Annotated in this window: 18 protein-coding genes and 1 riboswitch; of the genes, 16 read left to right on the top strand and 2 right to left on the bottom strand. The window is 34.5% G+C overall.

Going from position 1 to position 17,526, the window contains the following annotated elements; translation table 11 throughout:
* The first annotated feature begins 119 nt into the window (after positions 1-119).
* From U9K52_RS00645 to U9K52_RS00625, 5 genes are all read left to right on the top strand, one after another.
* Entirely contained in the window at positions 120-2,267 is a 2,148-nt protein-coding gene (locus U9K52_RS00645; protein ID WP_322924460.1) for an endonuclease MutS2, read from the top strand.
* 149 nt (positions 2,268-2,416) lie between these two features.
* Entirely contained in the window at positions 2,417-2,758 is a 342-nt protein-coding gene (locus U9K52_RS00640) for a YcxB family protein (protein WP_263601246.1), read from the top strand.
* Positions 2,759-3,118: 360 nt separating this feature from the next.
* Positions 3,119-3,781, top strand: coding sequence for an ATP-binding cassette domain-containing protein (locus U9K52_RS00635; RefSeq protein ID WP_322924457.1), 663 nt, complete (start codon positions 3,119-3,121; stop codon positions 3,779-3,781).
* Positions 3,782-3,790: 9 nt separating this feature from the next.
* Positions 3,791-4,606: a hypothetical protein gene (locus tag U9K52_RS00630; protein WP_263601248.1), complete on the top strand. Its 816-nt coding sequence runs from the start codon at positions 3,791-3,793 to the stop codon at positions 4,604-4,606.
* Positions 4,607-4,646: 40 nt separating this feature from the next.
* Positions 4,647-4,826: riboswitch (cobalamin riboswitch) on the top strand.
* A 102-nt stretch (positions 4,827-4,928) separates the two neighbouring features.
* Positions 4,929-5,312, top strand: a complete 384-nt coding sequence (locus U9K52_RS00625; RefSeq protein ID WP_248391686.1) for an acyl-CoA thioesterase — start codon at positions 4,929-4,931, stop codon at positions 5,310-5,312.
* A 162-nt stretch (positions 5,313-5,474) separates the two neighbouring features.
* Here the strand turns inward: U9K52_RS00625 and U9K52_RS00620 are convergent, their stop codons facing one another.
* Positions 5,475-6,065 carry an HD domain-containing protein gene (locus U9K52_RS00620; RefSeq protein WP_248391684.1) on the bottom strand — a complete coding sequence of 197 codons (591 nt, stop codon included), beginning with the start codon at positions 6,063-6,065 and terminating at the stop codon, positions 5,475-5,477.
* A gap of 154 nt (positions 6,066-6,219) precedes the next feature.
* On the opposite strand from U9K52_RS00620, the gene U9K52_RS00615 reads away from it, so the two are divergent.
* From U9K52_RS00615 to U9K52_RS00575, 9 genes are all read left to right on the top strand, one after another.
* Positions 6,220-7,560: a cytochrome P450 gene (locus U9K52_RS00615; RefSeq protein WP_322924452.1), complete on the top strand. Its 1,341-nt coding sequence runs from the start codon at positions 6,220-6,222 to the stop codon at positions 7,558-7,560.
* A 213-nt stretch (positions 7,561-7,773) separates the two neighbouring features.
* Positions 7,774-8,103, top strand: a complete 330-nt coding sequence (locus tag U9K52_RS00610) for a PadR family transcriptional regulator (protein ID WP_248391680.1) — start codon at positions 7,774-7,776, stop codon at positions 8,101-8,103.
* Between the two features lie 12 nt (positions 8,104-8,115).
* Positions 8,116-9,837, top strand: a complete 1,722-nt coding sequence (locus tag U9K52_RS00605; protein WP_248391678.1) for a PspC domain-containing protein — start codon at positions 8,116-8,118, stop codon at positions 9,835-9,837.
* Positions 9,838-10,154: 317 nt separating this feature from the next.
* On the top strand, positions 10,155-10,757 hold the full coding sequence (locus U9K52_RS00600; RefSeq protein ID WP_323673767.1) for a 1-acyl-sn-glycerol-3-phosphate acyltransferase: 603 nt from the start codon (positions 10,155-10,157) through the stop codon (positions 10,755-10,757).
* 133 nt (positions 10,758-10,890) lie between these two features.
* Positions 10,891-11,319, top strand: a complete 429-nt coding sequence (locus tag U9K52_RS00595) for a PaaI family thioesterase (protein WP_248394992.1) — start codon at positions 10,891-10,893, stop codon at positions 11,317-11,319.
* A 100-nt stretch (positions 11,320-11,419) separates the two neighbouring features.
* Entirely contained in the window at positions 11,420-12,478 is a 1,059-nt protein-coding gene (locus tag U9K52_RS00590; RefSeq protein WP_322924443.1) for a hypothetical protein, read from the top strand.
* Between the two features lie 5 nt (positions 12,479-12,483).
* Entirely contained in the window at positions 12,484-13,596 is a 1,113-nt protein-coding gene (locus U9K52_RS00585) for a sigma-70 family RNA polymerase sigma factor (protein ID WP_322924441.1), read from the top strand.
* Positions 13,597-13,607: 11 nt separating this feature from the next.
* The gene (locus U9K52_RS00580; RefSeq protein WP_322924439.1) at positions 13,608-14,504 is read left to right on the top strand and encodes a hypothetical protein; all 897 of its coding nucleotides are present in this window, start codon (positions 13,608-13,610) and stop codon (positions 14,502-14,504) included.
* Between the two features lie 19 nt (positions 14,505-14,523).
* Positions 14,524-15,498: a chorismate-binding protein gene (locus tag U9K52_RS00575; protein WP_322924437.1), complete on the top strand. Its 975-nt coding sequence runs from the start codon at positions 14,524-14,526 to the stop codon at positions 15,496-15,498.
* Between the two features lie 184 nt (positions 15,499-15,682).
* Here the strand turns inward: U9K52_RS00575 and U9K52_RS00570 are convergent, their stop codons facing one another.
* Positions 15,683-16,066 (bottom strand): helix-turn-helix domain-containing protein, encoded by a 384-nt coding sequence (locus U9K52_RS00570; protein ID WP_263601255.1) that lies wholly within the window; start codon positions 16,064-16,066, stop codon positions 15,683-15,685.
* Positions 16,067-16,269: 203 nt separating this feature from the next.
* On the opposite strand from U9K52_RS00570, the gene U9K52_RS00565 reads away from it, so the two are divergent.
* The gene (locus U9K52_RS00565; RefSeq protein WP_322924434.1) at positions 16,270-16,944 is read left to right on the top strand and encodes a hypothetical protein; all 675 of its coding nucleotides are present in this window, start codon (positions 16,270-16,272) and stop codon (positions 16,942-16,944) included.
* 35 nt (positions 16,945-16,979) lie between these two features.
* Positions 16,980-17,519 (top strand): TlpA disulfide reductase family protein, encoded by a 540-nt coding sequence (locus U9K52_RS00560; protein WP_322924433.1) that lies wholly within the window; start codon positions 16,980-16,982, stop codon positions 17,517-17,519.
* Positions 17,520-17,526: the final 7 nt, after the last annotated feature.

Below are 17,526 nucleotides of genomic sequence, written 5' to 3'. Positions count from 1 at the left end.
AAATATGTTCGAGTTAGCTTATAAATAAATTCATATAAGTACATTTCAGATATTAAAAAAATAAATCTCAAATAATTCGTTTTCAAATTAAAATGCACATTTTTCACTAAATTTGCACTGTGTTTATAAATAAAGAAGATTTAAATGAATTAGAATTTCCGCAATTGCTCGCGGAGATTTCTCCTTTTGCATATTCTCCCAAGACAAGAGAAAAAATTCTTCAGCTTCGTCCGATGGAAATTGATGAGGCCGAACTTTCCCTGAAGAAAACTTCAGAATATTTATCAAGTTTTGAAAGCTCTAATGCCGTTCCTTTCGACGAGTATGAAGATATCGAAAGCGAACTGAAATTAATGCTGATTGAAAATTACCGACTGGAAAACAGTGCTTTCATCAAAATAAAAACCCTCACGGAACAGATCGGGAAACTTCAGAAGTTTTTCCCAACCATGCCGGAGACTTTTCCTACTTTAATGGAAGATGTTTCTATACTGGAATTCAAAAAAGAAATTATTGATAAGGTTGATAAAGTTTTCAACCGTTTCGGTGAAGTGAAAAGTGAAGCCTCGCCGGTTTTAAAAGGCTTGAGAACGGAAATCCAGCATGCCAAAAAAGCAATCCAGGAAAATTTTAACCGTGCTTTATTCAATTATGGCCAGAGTGAATTTCTAGATGATATCCGTGAAACGATTATTGATGACCAGAGGGTTTTAGCGGTAAAATCAGGCTTTAAGAAAAGGGTTCCGGGAAGAGTATTGGGATTGTCCAAAACAGGGTCTATTACCTATATCCAGCCGGACTCTGTAGTGAAGCATTATTTTAAGCTTAAAGAAAATGAAGAGGAAGAGAAAAAGGAAATTGATAAAATTTTACGACAGCTTACTGCAGAATTGGCCGAATACCAACCTCAATTGTGGAGATACCAGAAATACATCTTCGATCTTGATTTAACGAGGGCCAAAGCGAAATTTGCAGAGCTGATCAATGGTGTTCTACCGAAAATCAACCGTCACAAAACATTGAGGTTAAGAGATGCTTTTCATCCTTTGTTGTTTTTAAGAAATAAAGCAGAAAATAAAACCATTTTCCCTCAGACGCTTACCTTCACGGAACATAACAGGATTATCTGTATTTCCGGACCGAACGCCGGAGGAAAATCAATCACCCTGAAAACTGTAGGATTGCTTCAACTGATGATCCAGAGCGGAATTCTTGTTCCCGTTCACCCAAAATCCGAAATGTTTTTCTTTGAAAAGATCATGACCGATATTGGTGACAATCAGTCTATTGAAAACCATTTATCGACTTATTCTTCGAGATTGAGGAAAATGTCGGGAATTATCCGTGAAGCAGATGCCAATACGCTTTTACTGATTGACGAATTCGGTACCGGCTCCGATCCTGAATTAGGAGGTGCTTTAGCAGAAAGTTTTCTGGAGTTTTTCTATGATAAAAAGAGCTTTGCAATTATCACCACGCATTACACCAATATCAAATTGGTGGTAGAACAGCTTCCGAATGCACAGAATGCCGCCATGCTCTTCAATGAGGAAACGCTGGAACCGATGTATAAACTTGAAGTAGGACAAGCAGGAAGCTCATTTACTTTTGAAGTAGCCGAGAAAAATAAAATCCCAAGGTTCATCATTCATTCTGCCAAGAAAAAGGTAGAACATGACATTGTAAATCTTGATAAAACGATTGTAAAGCTTCAGCAGGAAAAGTATGAGGTTGAAAAGCTGAAATCTGATCTTGCAGAAAGGAAAGAATCCGTTGAGGACAAGCGTGATAACCTTCAAAAGCTGAATGAACAGCTTCAGCAGAAATTGTATAATTTCCAGAAACTGTATGAAGAAGAACACCGTAAACTGCAGTTCGGGAATAAGATTGAAACGTTTATCGACAGCTACACCAAAGGAAAATCGAGAAAAGATGTAGTGAAAGATTTTGTAAAACTTCTGGAACAGGAAAAATTCCGTAAGCTGGGTGCTGACAAAGATGAAAGCAAGCGCCTTCAGGTTGTTAAACGGAAAATCACACAACAGCTGAAAAAAGAAGAAGTGATTGAAAAAATTGCCGAGACCAATGAAAAATTGGAAGAAAAAAGGCAAACTGACCGTTCACTCTGGATGAAAGTGGGACAAAGAGTTCGTATCGCCGGAAGCACAAGTGTGGGAACCATTGAAAAGATTTCCAAGAAAAAGGTGGTGGTGAATTATGGTACGTTCAAAACGACCATTGATGCGGATGAGCTGGAAAGAATTTAATGATCATAGTAAAAACCCATATCACGTTTAAGGATTTTTTGATGTTTCATTTAAAAAATTCATTAATACGAATCATTGTATTTCCAATAATTGCATTGATTTTTTTTGGAATAAATTATTATAATGCAGATAATGATAATCGGGAATTTATGGAATCAGCATCGGTCTGGTTGCTGGTTTTCTTTGTGTTCATCATTATCCGCACTTATTTTAGTGTAAAAAATATTTTTTATTCCAACAAAAATATCCAGGAGATGATTTCTTACACCTTCACGGACGAAAAGATCCGTACGGAAGGCAAAACCTTTGATGCATATTTTACATGGGATTCGATTTATAAAGTAAAAGAAAAAAAAGAATGGTTTCTGATTTACCAAACTGCCCAGACCATGAATATGGTTCCTAAAAAGTTTTTCACAAAGGACCAGATTTCAGAACTTAGAGATCTTATCAGAAAGAATAATGTGAAAGCAAAACTCAGAAACGATTGAAATAAAAAATGAAAAGAGTGCCGAAAAGCACTCTTTTCATTTTTAAATAGTGATAAGATATTCTGTTCTATTACTATATTTGAATATGATTAAAACCATAAAAATTCTCTGGATCTTCTATCTGAAACTATTGATCCCTTCCTTATTGTTTTCTGTATTATTAGCTTTTCAGACAGGATTTAGCATAGGAAATTTCGGATTTTGTTTTCTGGTGATGTTACCTGCATTTCACTTTTTGATTTATGAATTAAGACTGAAAAGGGAATATTTGTTTTTTGCTAATTTTGGATTTTCAAGGCAGCTTCTCTGGATCACAACCGTTTCAATCGGATTTATTATCAACCTTATTTCCAAATTGTTATGAGCAAGCTTCATATTGACAGTGTCACAAAATCGTATGGTTCAAAGAAAGTCTTACAGGACGTTTATTTAAGTTGTGAAAAAGGAAAAATTGTGGCTTTATTGGGAGGAATCGGATCCGGAAAATCTACATTGTTACAGATTATTTTCGGAACGCTGAAGGGAGATTCTCAGTTTATTAAATTCAATGACCAGGTTCTTACAAAGCAATCTGATAGAAAAAACAAGATTGCCTATCTTCCTCAAACTCCGATTTTTCCAAGAGATATTAAAATTAAAAACCTTATTTCGTTATTCTGTAATGAAGTGAACACTCAAAAACTTTTTAATTCTGATCTTCTTGAACCTTTGCTAAACAGGACAACAAGAAATCTTTCCGGAGGTGAAAGAAAAATGGTAGAAGTATTAATAATAATCCATTCCGACGCTGATTTTATCTTACTTGAAGAGCCTTACAGCGGCCTGTCACCAATTTTAACAGAAAAGGTGATGAAGATTATAAAAGAATTATCTCAGGAAAAAGGCTTTATCATTTCAGATTTTAATGTACAGGAAGCCACTGAAATCTCGGATGAAATTTATCTTCTTTCCAACACGTATTTGAAACAAATTAAAGATTTAAAAGAATTGCAACAGCATTATTATCTGCCGAAAAATATTTAATTTATATATTTGACAATCAAAAAAATCATGATGTCCGTAAATAAAACATTATATATATCCGTTTTCACTTTTCTTTTCGTGTTTTTCGCCAAGGGGCAGGATAAAGTTCCTTTCGGTGTTGTAAAAGCAGAAGAAGGTTACGCCATGGTGCGTGTTCATAAAGACGATTACCGTAAAATCATTGATAAAATCCGAATGAAAACCGGCGATGTTTTTATTTATGTGAAACCTGCTCCCGGAGAAACAGAATGGATCTGGATCAAATATCCTGAAAAAGATGACACCGACAAGCCTTTCGTAAGATACGACAGCATTACCAAAGAAGGAATGGTGAACAAAAACCGCGTGGTTTTCGTGGATAAGCTGCCCCCATTTACCCCTTCAAAATCAAAAAATGGAAAATCGCTTATTTTTACGGATGATACCAATCCTAAAATTCCGGGTAACCAAAGGACAAAAGTGATTATCGACGTTTATCCTTCTTATGCAAAGCTTAAAAAGCAGGAAAAAGATGCTGAAGGAAATATCATCAAAATCGACAAAGTAAAATCCTGGGGTGTTGGCAAAGAGATCCCTGAAGGACTAACAGAAATAAAATCAGTAAGAGTTCAGCAGCCGGGAAGAGGCTCTGTCTTTGTGAGAGATGCTATCAAAAATATGTTTCAACCGACAATGGATTTCAATAACGTTGGCGTAACGGCTATTGATAACGACCATATTTTTCTTTATATGACCAATGGCGCCGGAGAGAACCGATATACGACGATCTGGACGATCAAACAGGGAAAAGTTCAAAGCCAGATCATTTATAAAAACCCGGAATAATTCAGTAATATTCATTACTTTTGCTGCCGAAAGTCCAGCTTTTGGCTTTCAGGAAATTGGTTTTGCTTAACTGCAGATTAAAAGGGAATCGTGTGAAAATCACGAACTGTCGCGCAACTGTAAGTAACTGAAGTCTTTATTAATAATCCACTGTAAAACGTACGGGAAGGAAATAAAGATGTTACAAGTCAGGAGACCTGCCTTTTTCTTCACCACAAAACTTTCGCGATTTGAAGTTTGTTGATCTATAGAACCCAGGGATTTTACGCTCTGCTTTTTCTGTTGTTTTCAACTTTTCATTTCGCTTTAATTTAAATGAAATATGACTACAGAAGAAAGAATTAAAACCTCGGAGACCAGAATTTTCAAAGCCGTTTTCCCCAACACGACCAACCATTACGATACGCTTTTCGGAGGCACTGCCATGCAGCTGATGGATGAGGTTGCCTTTATCGCAGCAACACGATTTGCCCGAAAACGCGTAGTAACGGTAAGCAGCGATAAGATTGATTTTAAAAGATCAATTCCTGCCGGAACCATTGTGGAGCTTATTGGAAAAGTAGTGCATGTCGGAAGAACAAGCCTGAAAGTGAATGTGGAAATTTATACCGAGCAAATGTATTCTTATGAAAGGGAAAGAGCCATTGTGGGTGATTTTACTTTTGTAGCAATTGATGAATTTAAAAAACCAATTCAAATACTATAAAGGGGCTTCGGCGGCCTTTGGCCGCCGAAGCTTTATTTTATTTCCCACAGATTGTACAGACTTCACAAATTCTGTCTATATCAAATCTTCAGCTAAAAATATATACCATCATCAGCATAATTTGTGGAATCTGTGAGAGAATTCTCAATTGAAATTAAAAATTTACTTCAACACCTTTTCGGTTTCCAGATTTTTAATTAAGAGCAACTGAAAAGCTTCGCCTAGTTCATCAGACGCTCTTACAATCGCATTTTCCAGCATATTTCTGATTTGTTTTTCGGTAACTCCGGCTTCTGTCCAGCTCTTTCCGGAAGTGTGCGAATTCAGAATGAACGGCATGATCCGATCTATGGCACACGCAAAAATAGCATCCGGTGTCTGTTCTTCTTCAAATTCCAGCCACAAATTAAAAAATTCACTTTTTAACGGCTCATCCAGAATACCGAAGATCTTTTGTGCTGAAACTTTTTCCCGCTCAAACTTTCCAACCATCGCCGCTTCGTCAAACAAGAAAGTATCGCCTGCTTCAATTTCAACCAGATCGTGAATAGAAAGCATTCTGATGACTCTCAACAAATCAATATCCGCTCTGTTTTTGGCGTAGGGAAACAAAATTTGCGCAAGAATGATAATCTGCCAGGAATGCTCTGCGGTATTCTCCCTTCTGGAATCATCGGCATTAAAATTTCTTCGCTGTACATTTTTCAGGGCGTCGACAGCCAGGATGAAATCAATTTCCTTTTGAATCTTCATTGCTCTAAGTTTATATGTAAATATTTGAAATTGCCTTCAGTATGAATTATTTTTAAAAAAAAATGACAAATTTCATGAGGTGCAAAAATAATACTTTAAATATAAAGCTATATTAATTAACAGATTAGTCTTATTTTTATTGTAAATATTTATCATGGCTTCAGAATTCAATTATCCGCCTGAAATTAAAGGAAAAAGAAAATTATATTCCCTGTTTAACGGGGTAAAAGATCCTTTAGGAGTGATCAGTGGAAATCATGCCATTTCAGGAGACAGTTATCATCTGAAAGCTACTTTAACGAATAAATATTTCATTTTCTCTCAGGATAAAGAGTTCACAGAATATATTTTAAAACAAAACCATAAGAATTATTTTAAATCTGAAATACAATCTGTCACTTTAGGAAAATATCTTGGAAAAGGATTACTGACCAACAATGGAAAAGATTGGCTTAAGCAACGAAGATTAATTCAACCCGGTTTCAGTAAAGCAAAAATTGCAAATCTGGTTTCGATTATGGAAGAAGAGATTGATTCGGCTTTTTCGTCTTTTGAGAAAGAACCCGAAATTGATCTGTACGATGTTTTTCATACTCTGGCTTTTAATATTGTTGCGAAAACTCTTTTCAGTTCTGATATTGATGAAGAAAAAGTGAAAGAGCTGGGCAAAATTATCACTGAAGTTCAGGAAGTTTTTGCGAAAGAAGTGAGAATACCTCTTTATACGCAGGTTTTAAATATTCTCGGAATAACAGATAAAAATATAAGAAAAAGCAAACAGGCAAAGCATATTATCCAGAGTGTGCTGGAAAAAAGAAGGAATTCAGATGAAGAAAAGAATGACCTTTTGGATATGCTCATTCATGCAAGATATGAAGACACACAGCTTCCAATGTCTGATGAACAGCTTGTGGATGAAATGCTGATCCTTTTCATTGCCGGCCATGAAACAACGGCGAATGCTTTAAGCTTTATCTTCTTTGAGATCAGCCAAAATCCTGAAACAGAAAAAAAATTACGGCAGGAAATCAGAAAAGAAGGCGAAAATGTTTTCACTACAGAAAATTTAATGAAAAAGTCTTTTACCGTTAATATCATTAAAGAAGCTATGAGACTGCATTCTCCGGCCTGGGCTATAGACCGTCAGGCATTGGAGGACGATAGTTTTAAAGACTATTCATGGAAAAAGGGAACTTTAATTATCCTTTATATTACAGGGCTGCACAGAAATCCAAAGTACTGGAGTGATCCCAACTCCTTTATTCCGGAGCGTTTTGATGATGAGAATGCTAAAAATTTTGCATACTATCCTTTCGGAGCGGGTCCAAGGCTTTGTATCGGTGAGCATTTTGCCATGATGGAAATGGCTCTTATCGTCCGTAAATTCTACAAAAACTACAGTTTTATATCTTATCAGAAAGATTTAGAGAAAAAAGCATTGGTTACTTTAAGAACAACAAGCTTAAAAGGTAAAATTACAAAAAATTTGAGCTAATTTTTCTCAAACTTCTTATCTAATAAATATAGCATTAAAAATAATTAGATTGATTTTCAAATAGTTAAGTTATTAATTTATATTTTTTCACTACTTTGTATTGCATAATACCATTTTAATTACATATCTTTGTAATGTAAAATCGAAATAGGATCATCTAGCTAGGTTCCGATTTTCGAAATTGATATAACTAATTAACAAAACTTATTAAAGATGAATACTGAAAATACCAAAGCGCAAATGCGAAAAGGAATTCTGGAATTCTGTATTTTAAGTCTCATCAATCATCGCGAAATGTATGTTTCCGACTTAATCGATGAGCTGAAAAAAGGAAAACTGGATGTAGTTGAAGGAACACTCTACCCTCTTTTAACAAGATTAAAAAACGGCGAGTTTCTTTCGTACCGATGGGAAGAATCTACAGGAGGACCTCCAAGGAAATACTACCAGATCACTGAAAAAGGTAAGCTGTTCTTAGACGAGCTTCAGAATACCTGGAACGAATTAACAGATTCAGTCAACCAAATTACTCAAAAAAAATAAAAAAACAAAGCTATGAACAAAACACTCTCAATAGGACTCGCAGGTTTTTCTTTTACAATAGAAGAACACGCATATATAAAGCTCAGTGATTATCTGAACGCACTGAGAAGCTCTCTGGATGCTTCTGAAGCAGACGAGGTAATGCACGACATAGAAATCAGAATGGTAGAGATCTTCAAAGATTCTATGGCGAAACGTGAAGTAATTAACGACTCTGATGTAGAAAGAGTAATCGCCCAGATCGGAAGCCCTGAAACCATTGAAGAGCAGGAAGAAGCTTATTATTCTGAAAAGAATACCAAAAAAACAGGAAGCGCCGGAACTGAATATTCAGATAAAAAACAACTGTTCCGTGATCCTGAAAGACAAAAAATAGCTGGGGTTTGCGCAGGCCTTGCCCATTATGTAGGAATGGACATTACTGCAATGAGAGCTATCTGGCTTGGAATCTTCATCTTAGGGATTTTTACAGCGGCTGTATCTTCCACATTGGTTTTCTTATTATATATTATCCTTTGGGCGGTATTGCCAAAAGCAGAAACGGCAGCAGATTTCCTGAAAATGAAGGGAAAGCCTATGAACTTCGACAATCTTAAGAATGAGTCTAACAAATTGGTACAGTTTGCCAACGAGTCTACTCAGAGGGTCGGAGAAATCTATATCGAAAACAAACCTTATATCAACAATGCAGGTAGCGGATTGTGGAATGTTGTACGATATATCTTAGGTGGAATCTTTGCATTCATGTCTTTATCCTGCCTGATCGGTGTATTCGTAGTGTTCGGTTTCATGGGAGCAGACAGCGACTTCCCTCCTGTGAGTGAAATGAATTTCTATTTTGATAACGACAATATGAAATACGTTATCATGGCGCTGATCACTTTAGGAAGCTTACTGCCTGCGATGTTATTTGGGTTACTAAGTATTAAATTAATTTCACCTAAGACAAAATTAAGAAACACAGGTTGGGTAATCGGAGCATTATTCCTTGCATTAATCGCTTTGGGTGCTTATTTCGGATTCAGCATGGCTAAAAAAGAAATGTTCCTGAAAGGTCATAAAGAAGATACGGAAGAGGTTTCTATCAACACAAAATCAGACACGCTCTATGTTGATTACAAGCAGGTTACCATTCCTCAGAATTTCAAAGGGTATGATGATGATATTTATTCCGACAAAATTTCAGTGTACGAAAAAGACTGGATCCATGTTGATGTAACAAGAAAAGCAGATATCAAAACGCCTTATCTGATCATTAAGAAAGAAGCTAAAGGATATAATCTTCCATTGAGTGTTACCGTTCCTGTGGAAGTTGCAGATAACAAAATTATCCTTCCAAACTACATCAAGTATCCTTATGAACACCGATTCAGAGATTACAGCATTGATTATGAACTGGTGCTTCCATTAAAAACCATTGTTATCCCTGCCAAAAAAGACGGAATCAATTTCGATGGCGATCTTAATGCAGACGGAATCAATGATAACGACCAGGAAAGAGATGAAGACGGAAAAATTAAAATCGAAAACAACAAAATCACGGTAAACGGCTCTACGATTGAATATAATTCTGATGATGAAGACAGCATTATTGTAAACGGAAAAAAAGTTCCTAGCAATCAGGCAGATAAAGTGATTGATTCTATGAAGCACAGCATCAAAAAAATGAAAGGAGCGAACATCGACTTCAAAGTAGACGAAGGTAAAAATGAAATTTCCATACAAACTAAATAACTAAACTGCAGAGAGTGGCAGAAGGTGTGAATGGATAACACAACCGTTTGAAATTCACACCCTTCTTCTCTCACTGTTAATGAAAAAAAAATCAAATTTAGTTCGCTATGTAAATAAAATACTTTACATTTGTGTAGATAAAAATTATAACCAAAAACACTCAAAAAATATTAACTAATCATGATACAACTGGCATTAGAAATTGTAATGAAAATCGTAGATTTAATCAGCGGTTTGTTTTAAGAGCGATAATATTTCAATATATTTGTAAAGTATAACCACTTTGGTTATACTTTTTTGTTTTTAATTGAGATGATATGAGAAAGCTTTTTGGCAAAATAATGTTAAAATTAATGGACTGGAAGGTCGTCCTGCAGGGCGACGTAAACAACCTTAACAGATGTATTCTGGTAGTGGCGCCACACACCCACAATATGGAATATATCTTGGGAAATCTCGCCTATTGGTCTCTGGAGAAGCCATTGAAAATAATCATTAAAGATGCTCATACCAAAGCCTGGTATGGCGGTCTGGTAAAAGGCCTGGGAGGCATCGGAATCGACAGAAGCCAGAAAAATGATCTCGTTAATTTTGTAGCAAAACAATTCGCAAAAGATGACTTCAGCCTCGTGATTACACCGGAAGGCACAAGAAGTTGGGTACCAAAATGGAGAAAAGGTTTCTATCATATGGCATTAGCGGCAAAAGTGCCGATTGTTCTTGCTGCCGGAGACTTTAAAAGAAAAATCATTTATCTCGGTTATACGATCCCTTATGAAAGAATTGAAATGGCATCCTTTGCTGATATCATGACTGAGATTCAGGAATATTACATCAAAAATGATATTGTTCCGAAGGTCCCTGAAAACTGGAACCCGAATATTATGGGGAATGATTCGGAAGTGAGAAGTGAGAAGTGAGATGTAAGAAGTAAGAAGTTAGAAGTTAGAAGTTAGAAGTTAGAAGTTAACAAAATTATTGATTGTTATTAACGTATCATTCAGATTCACAATTCACAATATAAATCAATCATCATTTATAGCAGACATGTATATTAAAGATAAAAATAAGGAAGATTTATTGAAGTTTATCAACGGATGGGGTGGAGAAACTTTTGCCAAAACCCTGGATATTAAATTTACCGATATCGACGTTGAAAATGAAACCTTAACGGCAACAATGCCCGTGCTGCCCAGAATTCATCAGCCTTTTGGAATTATGCATGGAGGCGCAAGCTGCGTTCTGGCAGAAACCATGGGCTCCAGCCTGTCTAACATTTTTATCGATGGTGAAAAATACTTTGGAGTGGGCACCAATATTAACACCAATCATCTACGAAGCAAAAAAGACGGATTGGTAACCGCGGTAGCAAGATTTATCCGGAAAGGAAAATCAATGCATGTTTCAGAAATTGAAATACGGGATGAAAAAGGTCAGCTCATCAGCCACACCACCATGACGAATACCATTATCAACAGATAAATTTCAGAAGCTCAAATTTTTTTTGAGCTTTTTTTATTTTTTTACTGCAACCTTTTCAAAATTCTGCATCTTATAGGTACAAACTTAAAAACAATTCTCTATGAAAAAACTACTTTTACCTTTTTTTGTATCTGTATTATCCGTTTTTAATTCTTGTAGTAATACGAGTATTAATGACGAAACAACAGGTAATTTGCCACAGTCTTACGATGTCTATATTGCAGGAAGAGAAAACAGCAAAGCATGCTACTGGAAAAACAACATTAAAACAGATCTTAACGGCGGCGACAATCTTGTACCTCTCGAGATCAAAGAGGAAAACAACAATGTGTATGTCACGGCAAGTCTTGGTGTAACGCCTACTTCTTTTAAATCGGTTCATTATTTCTGGAAAAACGGTAGCAAAACTGAAATCAAACAGTATCTTGGAATACCTTCCGGTGCACAGAATGATATAACCGCATTTGGTGTAAACAACGGTGATCTTTATTTTGCCGGTTATGTTGAAAATCTTTCACCTGCCAATCCCAACCAAAGGTATGAACTCTGCTATTGGAAAAACGGAGTAAAAACACTACTCTACCAGAGTCAGTATATTCCATCTGCAGAAGGACTTTTCATCAATGGTTCAGACATTTATGTATCAGCACTTATTGTTGACAATAATCAGAATGTTGACCGAGGGTATTTTAAAAATACAACATTCAATTCTCTTGGACAGCCTAATTATGTTTTTAATTTTGCTAAAAATAATAACGGATTGCATATCCTTTTCCAGAAGAATGCCAAATATTACTCTAAAAATATTACCTCAAATACAGAAACAATGATCGGTAATTATGCCATCACTTTACCTTTTTACGGAAAAATTGCTTCTGATGCAGGTTCCAATGATCTGTATACAACGTATTATAATCAGGGAAGTGATTACTTTAAAAACAGCAGTATTGTAAGTCCTGGTTTTTCATCTCTGCCGTATATTCAGGATTTGTTTGTGTTGAATAATAATGTATATATGATAAAATACAGCACGGCAAATAATGCGTATCTTGGCAAAGTGTTTATCAACGGCGTGGAAACCCAGAGTATCAACGGTACACAAAACGGAACTGTAAATTACACATCAACATTTAATTCTATTTATGTTGTGGAAAACTAGAATCTATGTCTAAAATAAAGCCGGATTGGAACAAAATTTATTCAGGTTTATCCCCAAAACTTTTGGGGATTTGCCGCAGATATATACAGGATATTTATACTGCAGAGGATATTGTGCACGATAGTTTCATTACGGCTATTCAAAAAAATGATCAGCTGAATGATGAAAAAGCTTTATTTGCATGGCTCAAAAAAATTGTAGTTAATAACGCGCTTCAGCATATCCGTAAGCATAGCAAAGATACCTTTATCTCTACAGAACCATCAGAAATTCCAGATACCTCATCAGAAATGGAACACCCAATTTTAGAAGATAAAAATATCTTCATCTACGATTTTACCAATGAAGAACTGCTTTCGTCTATTGATAGCCTGCCTCCTCACCATAAATCCGTCTTTAATTTATATTTTATTGAAAACCAATCACATGCTGAAATTTCCGGATTGCTGGGAATTACGGTTAACACCTCAAAATCTCATCTTTTACGTGCAAAAAAATCAATACAAAATTATTTGCTGAATAATTGTGTGAATCAAAATACGCCGAAAAACAAAATAGCACAGGTTCTTGTTATTTTTGGACTTGGCGGATTGCTTTGGGCGCAGACTTTCCAGAGTAAATTTGCAGATTTCAAAATAGCTTCTTCAAGGAAACTTCAGATTCCTTCAGATATAAAAACCGGCAGCGTTATGATCTCTTCTTCAAACAGATCTTTACAAAACAAAACGGTAATTGGGCTTACGTTTCTTCTCATCATCATAACTTCTTTATTTTTAGTAAATCGAAAAACAAGTTTATCATTTAAAGATCACACAGTTTCAGCGAATGACTCCGTCAATACTTCTGAAGAGACGGATGAAATCTCTGTACAAAATGAAAATTCCGGACTTTCAGATGAAGTATCTGTAAAACCTTCAGTTCAAAATACATCTGATGATATAGAATCTGGACAGAGAGAGCATGCTCCAGAAAAACAACATATTAATGATGAAAAAATCGTGGGAATCCATAAAAGCACAAAGAATGTAATCCATAGAGATTCTCTTGATGAGGCTCCACAAAAAGTAATTGTTGTCAAAAAAGTAATCAGGAGAGACACTATATTTATCGAAAAGTAACTAATCGGGCCATGATTTTCAAAAAGATTTTTTTTCTTTTGCTTGTATTTTTGATCAGTTTTTTTCATGCTCAAAGGCGAAAAAAAGTAGACACTGTATATGTTTATGAAAAAGTTGTCGTTTATGACACGGTTTACCTTCTTAAGCCGATCCGTTTTAAACCGAACGGTTTACTAATTCCGGAACCCAGATTGGAAGAAAAATTTTTCGTACGAAATATCTATAAAGAAGATATTGAAAAGCAGAGGGCAAAAAACAGAATCAGAAAACAGAAATCCGGAACGTCTGCATTTGGAATTGAAACAGGATTTGGTTTAAAAATGAGTGATTGGACGAAAGCTGTTTCTAACCAGAATGCTCAGTTGGGAGAGAATTTTAACATTTGGTTTTCAAAGAATATACTATCACCACAGACCTATTTGCTAATTTCCGCCGGTATTTCTCACTGGAATTCAACATTTGACCTCGATGCCAATAGAGATGATACCATTCTTAACGGCTATTATTTCACCAAAGATAGCCAGCCTTTATTATTTCAAAAATTCAACAACAGGCATTTTGAATATTCAGCTCAGCTAAAATTTATTTATGAGTGGAAAAACATCCGTCCTTTTGCAGGAGTTTTATTTAACCGTAATACCTACAAAATGCAGTTTTTAGTTCCGGAAAACAATATTCTTAGCAAATTGGACGATTTTAAAAGCGACCAAACCAATTTCGGTTTCATTTTGGGAGTTCAGTACAGGCTTATCAGAAAGGTATATTTATCCTTAGAATATCAACAATATAAAATGAAAAATGTTTCTTTAAAAAACAGTACGTTTGATTTTGACATTTTTAAGACTAATAATACCTTTGCAGAAAGAAAAATCAACTTTGGGATTTCCTACGCTATATCCGGACGCTGATCTTCGAAATGCACTATCAATGATTTATTTTAAACTTCCATTCGACGAAAATCTGTATTCTGCAGATAACAACAATTCTGATGAACAACATATTGTTTTTCATTCTTTTGAAGGATCTGAAACGGTTGCGCATCCCGGAAAGATAATTAAAATAAAACCTGAAGAAACAGATCTTACTCAACTTGTAAGCAGTGCTCTTCCACAAGACAGCAATCATTTCACTCCGGAAACGAAGGACGAATATCTTAAAAATCTCGCTAATGTGATTGATGTGATCAATCAAAATGAGCTTCCGAAACTGGTGTATTCCAGAAGAAAGATCATAACAGACTTTCACAAAATTGATCTTTCAAAAAGTTTTAAAAATCTTTGTGATTCTTATCCGAATGCATTCCGGTATATTTTTACTGATGAAAAAAATGCCTGGATGGGAGCTTTCTCTGAGGTTTTAGGCAAATTCAACAAAAAGACACATGCCTTTGAAACGATGAGCCTTGCAGGAACGCTTCCTGTTTCGGAAAGTTGGTCTGAAAAGGAAATTAAAGAGCAAAAACCCGTTACGGAATACATCAGAAATATTCTGAAAAATTATTCTGATGATATTGAAGAATCTGCAACCTATGATCATGTCTCAGGAAATATCAAACATCTTCGCACCGATTTCAAAGCCATGATCCGGCCTGAAAACCTTGACCTCATTATTCAACAATTACATCCTACTCCTGCAGTCTGCGGCATTCCCAAGGATTTTTGTAAAGAGAAGATCCGTGAACTGGAAAAATTTCCCCGCGAATTGTATGCAGGATATATTAAAATTGAAACAGAAGAAAACATCTTTTACTTTGTCAACCTTCGTTGCTGCAAACTTTACCAGGATTCTGTACATATCTTTGTAGGAGGCGGAATCACCGCACAAAGCAGCCCGGAAAAAGAATGGCGTGAAACAGAACTTAAATCTGAAGCGATTCTGAAAAATCTCACTTTTTCAAACTAGCCGTATCATTTTTACAATTCATACGCTTGAATTGATTAAATTATGCGGATAAATTGAAAAACTCATACGGATGAATTTGCAAAGTTATGCGGATGATCTTAAAACATTCAAACAAGTTATCATTTAACATAAAAATCCTCTCTCAAAAACTGAAAGAGGACAGTGTATTTATCTGTATATTAAATTACTGCTTTTCTAAAAGACTTTTCAATAGAGCAATTTGCTCATCTTTCTCTTTAATTCTTATTGCATACAATTCATCTTTTTCCTTCAATCTTATTTCATACTGTTCTATAAGTTTTTCAGATTGTTGATTAAAAATATAGCCTACATTATCGTGATGTTCACCACTATTATTATTGATGATTGTCATTGCTTCAGGCAAAATTTCATTAAAGCTTTTATCGTACATTTTAGCTATTTTATCTAATGTAAAAATATCAGGAAAACTTTTATCACTTTCAAATCTTCTATAAGTAGATTCTGAAATATCTAATTTCTCAGCAACTTCTATCGTTGAAAAACCTTTTTCTATTCTCATTCCTTTTAGTTTTTGACCAATTTTCATCTTAATATTTGTTTTAAACAAATGTACTTAAATTTTTTAAAAATTGCCTCTTTTCAAAAATGGGTAAAAATTGTTCAAAATTGATAAATCTTTTGTCAGTTTTGATTGTATAAAATTTTAGTTATCATATTATGTTTGCAATATGTTATCGCGAAAACATAATTGTTTGAAAAAAAAATCAAAAAACATTAAAAATTAAATTTATGAGAAAATTATTTAAAATTGCCATTTTAGGTTTCACTTTATTAATTAACCTTGCTTATTCTCAATCAACTACTGATAGAAAAGTCAAACTTGCATGTTATACAACTTCGTGTTGTAGTTTTTTAGGCTTCTTCGATGTTGATTTAATTTCAACAACACATTGCCATTATGTAGTTACAAATAAGGATGGGTCTACACAGAATATTTATTCATCTCATTTTGAAAGTAGCACACCAATTAGAGATGGTTCAGTTAACTTAGCAGAAGACGTAGTAATGCCACAATTTAAGGATGAAAATGGAAATCCTCTTGTTATGGAAAAAGGTGAATATAAAATTACAAACAACCAAGTTGAATATCCTTTATCTTCTAAAATCGGAATAAAAAAAGTTTGCCTACAAGAACATGTTACTGGAACAATTTTGGGACATGAAGTTGATTATACAATAACTGTTTGTGCATATTATCCATCTTGGGGGAAATCTGCAAGCACCTCTATAAAATTAGATCTTAATGAGAATCAAAGAGAGGAGATAAGAAAAAACAATAATATAATTACGTTTAAAAATGATATTACAGTTAAAAATGAAAATGGTACTTATATTATAAAAGCTGGAGATTATTTTGTAAACGAAAACGATGAGGTTTACATAATTAATTCTTTGATGGAATAAGCGTAATTTTTTATATTTAGCAATAAATAATTTAAATGATGAAAAAAGTTATAGGTATAGTTATCGTTGTAATTGTTGCATTATTCTTAATCGGCTCTCGATGTAGTTTTAAAATAGGAAATACAACATTTGGGAAAGCCAACGATGAGATAAGTATTAAAGATAATGAAGAACTTTCAAACAGCAATTTTCAAAAAGAATATTTAAATAAAGAAAGTTTGGTTATTGTAAATCTTTGGGCAACTTGGTGCAAACCATGTCTGGAAGAAATGCCTATTCTTCAAAAAATAGCTGCCGAAAACAAAGATGTAAAGTTAGTATTTTTATCAATTGATAAGGATAGTACAGAGCTTCAATCTTATCTTTCTAAACATAGACTTAATGATGTCACTTTTGAAAACCGAAATTACAGAAAGGCTATAAGAAACTTTTTAGATGGAAAAGATAAAAATAATTTATTGTACACAGATATTGTTCCGAAAACTTATATAATAAAAAACGGAAAAGTTGTTTATAAAGAAGATGGAGGGATAAATTATCAAGAATTTTCTAAAAAACTAAATTTAATCAAATAGTTAAAAT

Origin of the sequence: Chryseobacterium sp. MHB01, from assembly GCF_034651565.1 — a bacterium.
GTDB classification, from domain to species: Bacteria; Bacteroidota; Bacteroidia; order Flavobacteriales; family Weeksellaceae; genus Chryseobacterium; species Chryseobacterium nepalense.
The sequence above is the reverse complement of the archived record's forward strand: the minus strand, read 5'-3'. Positions and strand labels throughout refer to the sequence as shown.